Below are 6,089 nucleotides of genomic sequence, written 5' to 3' on the forward strand. Positions count from 1 at the left end.
TGTCACATGATCTGTACATACGTTTTCGGGGAAATTATTCCCCTTCTTTTGTAACATGTAGTACTACGACCAATGCCACTGCCTTTCATCCCTCTCGTTCTGTTGGGTGGCTCGGTAATTGCCGGTATTAAGGGCGCCGTTGATACCTTCTCTGCCATTCAACAGATCACCGAACTACAAGAGGAGTACAACGAGCGACGCACTGAATACGAAGAACGTAGAGTAGAGTACGAAAAAGTTCACAATCGCCTTGTCGATCGCCTGCAGAAACTCAACACTCTGCGTCAGGATGCATATAATACGATCAAAAAAGCTGCTGCGTTTCTGGAACGGGCAAAAGTTAAGAAGCGACGTCTTACTGAACGAATTGCGAGGCCGCGCCTGGAACAAGTCGGTAACTGGCAAGGGGCCCAGGTTGATCCCATCGAGACATTTCAGGCTGTGCTCAAAGCGGGTGGAGCTGGCACAGCAACAGCCGCAATGGTCTACAGCACTGTTGGAACTTTGGGTGTTGCCTCAACCGGTACGGCAATCAGCACGTTGAGTGGAGCCGCTGCTACCAATGCGACACTGGCCTGGCTGGGCGGAGGTGCGCTGGCTGCCGGTGGTGACGGGATGGCCCTCGGTACGGCGGTGCTTGGTGGATTGGTTGCTGGCCCGGCTCTGTTGACTGCCGGTTTCTTCGCCCAAGGAACAGTTGCCCAGATTAAAACCAAAGTCGAGCGACAGATCGCAGAGATGGAAGCCGCCGAAGAGGAGATGCAAAATCGTATCGCTGAGTACCACGTCATTCAAAAGCGGATCAAAGAGCTTGAGACGACGATCAAGCGGCTGACTGATACACTGACCGATATGCTCACCACTGCCGATCCGAACCGTGAGCAAGATTTGTTTGAGATAGCGAAGGTTGCGAAGGCACTGGCTGAGGTCATTGATGTGAAGACATTGCCACAGACAGCCTGAAGTAGAGGAATAACCATGAGTAATCCTGCACAGAGTATTATTCGATACGCCGCTCGCCAGGTGCCCGCGCTCGACGCCATCTCGGTCATTGCCGCCTTTACCGAGATACTTAAGGTTGTCCAGACCGAAGAGACAAAGCGTGCGCAGATTGCAGCTCAGCGAGATGTATTGATCCAGGCGCTGGCGAACGAGCGCGAGGTTATGCTGGCCTACTTTGAACAGCGCTTCGCTGAGCGCAGGGAAACCCTTGACCGCTTTTTTCTCCTGCTGGATTACGGCGTCACCCACCACGATACGGCGAGTATCGATGCTGCGCTCACCGGTATTCTTGGTATTATTCAAGACAATCCGCTACGTGATCTTGAGACGTTCAAAAAGTGTATGGTGCGCCCGGATTTTGTGATTGAATTGTGATTGCGCTTCCGGTGAGCGACCGGCAAAGGAGAGATAAATTTATGCGCCAGGGGACATTATCCATTGCCTCTGGCGTCGTTCATGCTGATCGTGAGGTAGAACTTATATCGTAAAGCTGTGCTGTCGAGCTACCGGGCTATCACACAGGTTCATGTACGCTTGCCAATCATCAACGACAGCATATCCTGCTTCCGGTCTGCCGGTATGACAGCGAGGAGTGCTGATGACCATCCACAGTCCCATCACGCGCTGGATTTAGTTGCCTTGTCCGCTCATCATGTACCTGTCGAGTCGTTTGGAGTGCGGCAGCGTGGCTGCCGCACCAGTCGTACCTATGATCTGGCGCGTGTCACGCCGTTTGCCTTGTTAGTCACAGGGATGTGGCCTGTCAGAAATTAATGCTTCCAGGCCAACGGTTGTGATTATGACGGACGTTTGTGTTAGCATTGTCCGACTTGCCAGCTATTAACGGGCAAATTTTACTATCACGATGCATCAGTGATCGCAGGCATAATCTCGATATGCATATACCGCATACTGGAAGGCTTATATTGTCGCTGTATGGCAGTGTTTAAGAAACTGCGATATACTATGACAGCGGGAAGGTTGATATATATATCTGTTTTGCTTTGATTGAGGAACAAAGTGACTGACTCACAGATTTTTCAACTCGGTAAAGTAACGTTGTATAATCGAGATGTATCAGACCTGTACGAAGAATGGCCTGTACCGGATGTTATCATTTCCGATGGCGGATATGGTGTATCAGGTTTCAAAGGTGATGCGCGAGAACCCTCTGAGCTACGAGAGTGGTATCGTCGTCATATCGAGTCCTGGTCACGCTATTCAAGGCCAGGTACGACACTCTGGTTCTGGAATACGGAGATAGGATGGGCAACAGTACACCCCATACTACATGAATATGGATGGGATTACATCGGTTGTAATATTTGGAATAAGGGTATTCAACATATTGCGGGTAACTGTAATTTGCCGACACTGAAAGGCTTTCCTGTTGTGACGGAGGTGTGCGTACATTATGTAAGGCGAGCTGAATTCTTTGTCAATGGGGAAAAACTGACCCTAAAAGAGTGGCTTCGATATGAGTGGGAAAGAACGAAATTACCATTGTATCGAGCAAATGAGGCTTGTGGTGTTGCGAATGCTGCAACAAGGAAATACTTTACAAAAGATCATCTTTGGTATGCACCTCCACCTGGGATCTTTGCCCGGTTAGTGAGGTATGCTAATGAGTATGGTGCATCAGAGGGAAAGCCGTATTTTTCTTTTAATGGCGCGACACCAGCAACACAAGAGGAATACGCGAGAGTGTTCCCTGTATTCCAGGGTACATATGGGATAACAAATGTCTGGAATCATCCACCACTCCACAATGGAGAAAGGGTAAAGATACCCGGTTCAACCAGATATGCTCATCTGAACCAGAAGCCTATTCGGCTTATAGAGCTAATTGTCAAGTCATCATCAAGAGTAGGTGATGTTATATGGGAGCCTTTCGGTGGGTTGTGTACTGTTGGTATTGTCGCTTATCTAACCGGTCGCACCGCTTTTTGTGCCGAGATCGATCCTTTTGTTTTTCACATGGCCGTAGCTCGTCTGACAGAGTATGACAAAAATTTCAGCCAACAGTTATTGTTACTTGATGATAATGTTGTGGAAGAGGTAATAGATGAAAATGCCAGATGAACCAACTAGAGAAAAACCTGACACAAATTGGATACATTATGGAGTCTGGGAACAAGTGAGTAATTTGTTGTATTCTTTGCCGAATTACTTTGAAACAGAATTGGTTATTAAAGGAATAAATGCTACTGAAGTGTTTTTAGTAGGTAGCACTTTCTCAAGTGTGGTTGAAACACAAGTTGTCAATATACTGAATAGCCTTCGCAGTATTTGGGATCCAGACCATCGCTACGCCGGATATACATTTATCAGGCAGACCCAAACGTTCCCCGATGTTCTTCTTAAACATTTTCAGAGTGGAGACGTTATTTTTGGCATTGAACTAAAATCATGGTATGTTCTCAGCAAAGAGGGAGAACCAAGTTTTAGATATCAAATTACCCCCGCTGCGTGTGCTCCTGCTGATCTTCTGGTGGTAACTCCGTGGATTCTCTCTGATGTCATTTCTGGTAAGCCAAAACTTCTGCAACCGTATGTCGAATTGGCGAGATATGCGGCAGAATATCGAAACCATTACTGGCAAAAGTCCAGATTCATGCAGGGAAAGAATTATACTATTCGTAAACCTCCAATGAACAACTGTCACCCATATCCGAGTAGTAAGCAAGAGGCACTGGATAAAGCAGAAGACGACAAGGGAAATAATTTTGGCAGAATTGCCAGAGCTGGTATCCTCGATGAGTACATCAATTCTCTAAAGGAACAGGACTATCTAGGTGTCAAGATTAAGTATTGGATTGCACTTTTCAGGGCTATCATGGAGACTAGAGAAGATGTAGAAATTGAAAGAAGAATATCGTTACTTAGAAATAACATTCGTAGTACTGTTAATCTTTCTCGATCCGATGCCTTTATTGAGATATTAGATCGTCTGGAGAATTTATGGCAAATGATAAGGGGGCTTAAGTAACGAATATATTAAGTTCGGTGTAGTAGAACTTATCAAACGCTACCTGGCGATCATTTTATCTTACTGGTACTCTAATATACGTATACGCTAAACCACTACTCCCCTACCGCTGGTGTCTACATCTGAACATGTACTGTACATCGTTGAGCAAAAAGTGATCTACTTCGTGAGAGTAATTGGAACTCATTCCAAAAAACATCACCTGGAAGTAATCTCATTCATTCCTGACCAACTCTCTGCTCGTGATGAGCACACACCCGGCATTCTTGTACCAGTTGGATCAAGGGTGTACCATGCGCTGGATTGTAAGTAGGGCTGGCGCGGCAGTATGGCTGCTGCGTACCACACGACGTGACACGGGAGACCAGGCTGGCAATGGTATCCTTTCCGAAATAAGAGGCCACTGCGGATAGAGTCCGCTCCGCCCAGCGCTAGATTTCGAGCACGGCTGGCGCGGCAGCCATGCTGCCGCACTCCAAACGCCGCGACACGAGTATGACGGACGGGGAAGGCAACCTGGCTCCCATTTCCTATCTCCTATCTCCTACAGCAGTAATCTCATTCATTCCTGACCGTCTCTCTGCTCGTGACCGGCACACCCGGCATCTGCGTGACCAGTTGGCTCAACGGTGTACCACGCACCGGGTCGTGAGCACGGCTGGCGCGGCAGCATAGCTGCCTCACGCCACACGCTACGCACATCCTCTGTGTCCTCTGTGCCTCTGTGGTGACAAACACACCTCAACCCCCGTTATCATCCCCATTCACGTCCGCTATAGATCCATCCCCTGCTGCACCGCCATCCCTGCCGTGAGCTCCCCCGCCAGCCGTACCACCTCGCCCCAGCTCTGCACCAGGGCGTTGTACGACAACGCCTCAGCTGCCCACTTCTTGCGCTCGCAGATGCTGTACAGGCGGTAGGCCAGCTCACGGGCTACCTCGGCCCGACTGCCCAGGTTGGTCAGCAACACCGCCGTCGCCGTTTCCCCACCGGTCTCCAGCACCCGGATAAGCTGATGCACCACCTCCCAGTGTGTGCAGCGCGCATCGCGGGCCGGGTCCCAGTCGGCGGGCAGCTCGGCGGGCCGGAACAACCGCACCTTCCCCCGCGTCGCCGCCAGAATCCCCGCTTCGACCAGCCCCTCCACACTGGTATTTTTCGCCTTCGAGAGCGTCTCGGCCACGCCAAATTCCCCTTCGTCGAAGCCATACTGCTCGAACCAGGCCAGCGCCCAGCGCGTATCGGCGTCGACATCGCCCTCCTGCTCAGCCAGCGTCTCGTCCAGCACCTGATTGATCAACGCCAGTGCCTCGCGCACCGTCACCGGTTGCCCCTGCGCGTCCAGCACCTGCGCGTAGCGCGAATAGACCGCCATGCCTGGCCCAATCGCGGCCTGGGCCAGGTCGACCGGCGCAATATTGCCCGCCTGCAACTCACGCAACGCACGGGGCAACTCCGCCTTCAGCGCTTGCACAAACGTGCGCCGCGTCGCCACCGGCGCATCCGCCGGACGCTGCCGGCAGACGAGGACGATGCTGGAAGCCAGGGCGTTGGTGTCCATTGCTACCTGCCGGGTACGCATCTCAGTTCGCATCGGCCAGGTGCCGCTGATGGCAAAGCCGGCGCGGATGACGGCAGCCAGAAAGGTTTCCCAGCCGGTGCTGACCACGCCACCGCCTGGGAGCGTGGGTGCCTCGCCTACGTCTGCATCGTGTGCCCCGGATGTGCGCACTCCCGGCTCCGTCGTTTCACGCTGTTTAAAGGCGTAGTAGATGGTGACCGGAAAGGCCGGGTGGGCCTGGTCGGCCAGCCGCTGGAGCGCTTTCGTCATCCCGTCCAGAAAGAAGCGTTCGGCCTCAGCTTTGCTGCCGTGACGATAGGGGGTGGCTACCAGCTCGTCCGCCTTGGGCACGGCCACGGTGGCGAAGAGGTCGGGGTAGACCGGACGCAGTGCGCGGCGCAGCCAGACGTAGAAGAAGTCAGAAAGGTCGGCGTAGCCGATGTTGTCGTAGTAGGGCGGGTCGGTGGAGATGATGTTGTCGGTGCTGATGGTTTGCGTGGCAGCGTCGGCTTGGAATGCCTGACCGAATGCACACG

Annotated in this window: 5 protein-coding genes; 4 read left to right on the forward strand and 1 reads right to left on the reverse strand. The window is 51.9% G+C overall.

The annotated features are described in order from the left end of the window. The first annotated feature begins 72 nt into the window (after positions 1-72). The 4 genes from VAE57_RS09830 to VAE57_RS09845 all read left to right on the forward strand — a co-directional run bounded on the left by VAE57_RS09830 (position 73) and on the right by VAE57_RS09845 (position 3,991). Entirely contained in the window at positions 73-963 is an 891-nt protein-coding gene (locus VAE57_RS09830) for a hypothetical protein (protein WP_322821707.1), read from the forward strand. A gap of 15 nt (positions 964-978) precedes the next feature. Continuing rightward, on the forward strand, positions 979-1,377 hold the full coding sequence (locus VAE57_RS09835) for a hypothetical protein (protein WP_322821708.1): 399 nt from the start codon (positions 979-981) through the stop codon (positions 1,375-1,377). A gap of 645 nt (positions 1,378-2,022) precedes the next feature. After that, complete coding sequence (locus VAE57_RS09840) at positions 2,023-3,084, forward strand: DNA methyltransferase (protein WP_322821709.1); 1,062 nt, start codon at positions 2,023-2,025, stop codon at positions 3,082-3,084. Beyond that, on the forward strand, positions 3,068-3,991 hold the full coding sequence (locus tag VAE57_RS09845) for a hypothetical protein (protein WP_322821710.1): 924 nt from the start codon (positions 3,068-3,070) through the stop codon (positions 3,989-3,991). The genes VAE57_RS09840 and VAE57_RS09845 overlap by 17 nt, the downstream gene beginning before the upstream one ends. 773 nt (positions 3,992-4,764) lie before the next feature. Here the strand turns inward: VAE57_RS09845 and VAE57_RS09850 are convergent. Next, positions 4,765-6,089: DUF1156 domain-containing protein (locus VAE57_RS09850; protein WP_416208440.1), on the reverse strand; the 1,325-nt coding region annotated here is incomplete at its 5' end.

Origin of the sequence: Chloroflexus sp. (genome assembly GCF_034434295.1) — a bacterium.
In the GTDB taxonomy this organism is placed as follows: Bacteria; Chloroflexota; Chloroflexia; order Chloroflexales; family Chloroflexaceae; genus Chloroflexus.

Bases quoted from the DNA above. Each gene is read 5' to 3' on its own strand.
- VAE57_RS09830 (WP_322821707.1), top strand. From the start codon at position 73: ATGCCACTGCCTTTCATCCCTCTCGTTCTGTTGGGTGGCTCGGTAATT.
- VAE57_RS09835 (WP_322821708.1), top strand. From the start codon at position 979: ATGAGTAATCCTGCACAGAGTATTATTCGATACGCCGCTCGCCAGGTG.
- VAE57_RS09845 (WP_322821710.1), top strand. From the start codon at position 3,068: ATGAAAATGCCAGATGAACCAACTAGAGAAAAACCTGACACAAATTGG.